The organism is Nocardia sp. NPDC059228 (genome assembly GCF_042754245.1).
Lineage (GTDB): Bacteria > Actinomycetota > Actinomycetes > Mycobacteriales > Mycobacteriaceae > Nocardia.
In genome coordinates, this window is sequence record NZ_JBHZAL010000198.1 from 1 (window position 1) to 1,010 (window position 1,010).

2 protein-coding genes are annotated in these 1,010 nt (G+C 70.1%); both read right to left on the bottom strand.

The genetic code is table 11. The annotated features are described in order from the left end of the window. Window positions 1-589, bottom strand: a 589-nt coding sequence (locus tag ACFXKA_RS43470; RefSeq protein ID WP_379431980.1) for a caspase domain-containing protein, incomplete at its 3' end; no start/stop codon positions are given. Next, on the bottom strand, window positions 570-962 hold the full coding sequence (locus tag ACFXKA_RS43475; protein WP_379431981.1) for a hypothetical protein: 393 nt from the start codon (window positions 960-962) through the stop codon (window positions 570-572). The genes ACFXKA_RS43475 and ACFXKA_RS43470, both read right to left, overlap by 20 nt. Between the last annotated feature and the right edge of the window lie 48 nt (window positions 963-1,010).

Consider the following 1,010-nt stretch of genomic DNA (forward strand, 5'->3'; position numbering starts at 1 on the left):
CACCACCGCGCAGCACGGCCAGTAGTTCGCCGGTGAAAGCGGTGTAGCGCTCCCCGTCGGGCGCGAGGGCCACACGGTCGCGGGGCGACGCGGTGAGGACGTACGCGCCGTCAACGGCGGCTTGTGCGGCGAGCACGTCGCCTCCGGAGAGTGTGCGCGCTGCCCGGCCGCTGAAGCAGCAGTCCAGGATGACGATCTTGCGCCTGGCACGGGATCCCCGCAGCGCCGAGCGCAGGTGCTGGTAGGCGACTGCTGTGTAGCCCATGGTGTCGCGGGAGTCGCCGAGGGCGAGATAGAGGTCGGCGGACTCGGAATCACGCATGCCGTGCCCCGCGTAGTACACGATCAGGGTGTCCATGGCCTCGTCGGCCGCGCGGTGCACGGGGTCGAGCATCCCGGGCGCGCTCTGTGGATCGGTCACCACGGTGCAGTGCTGGACGGGGAGCCCCCAGACGGTGCCGTCGCACAGTTCCATCGCCAAGTCCACCACATTGGCCTCGACGGCCGGGAGTTGGGGCAGGTGACGGTAGGAGGCGGAGCCGATCAGGACGGCCCGGGAGCGGGTGGGGTCAGGAAGAGCCGCCGTCATCGCCCGCGCCTCCCTCGCCGGGCTCCAGGACCGCCATGACTCGTCGCACCGTCTCCTCGTCGCGTGCCGCGTCCGCGGTGAGTTCGACGCGTACATCACCGCGGCTCAGGACGAGGACGGACGCCCGGCGGCGTGAGAGCTGCCACTGCAGTACGGAGATGACGAGGGCCGCGGTGGACAAGGAGCTGCCGAGGGCGAGTTGGAGCACGTCGAAGCCGGTGCCCATGTGGCCGGACTGAGCGGGCTCGGACGCCGTGATCCGGCTGCGGAGGTGTCCGGCGAGTGATTCGTCCTCGCGCAGCCAGTCGGCCAGAGACCGGAGTTCGTCCTCGGACCCGGCGCCCGGTCCGGACTCCAGTACTTCCAGCACCATTTCGGTCACGGGGCGCTTCCTCTCCTCTGATCCACATGACGGTTGACC

Excerpts from the sequence above, each read along its gene's own strand:
- ACFXKA_RS43475 (WP_379431981.1), bottom strand. The coding sequence starts at position 962 with ATGGTGCTGGAAGTACTGGAGTCCGGACCGGGCGCCGGGTCCGAGGAC.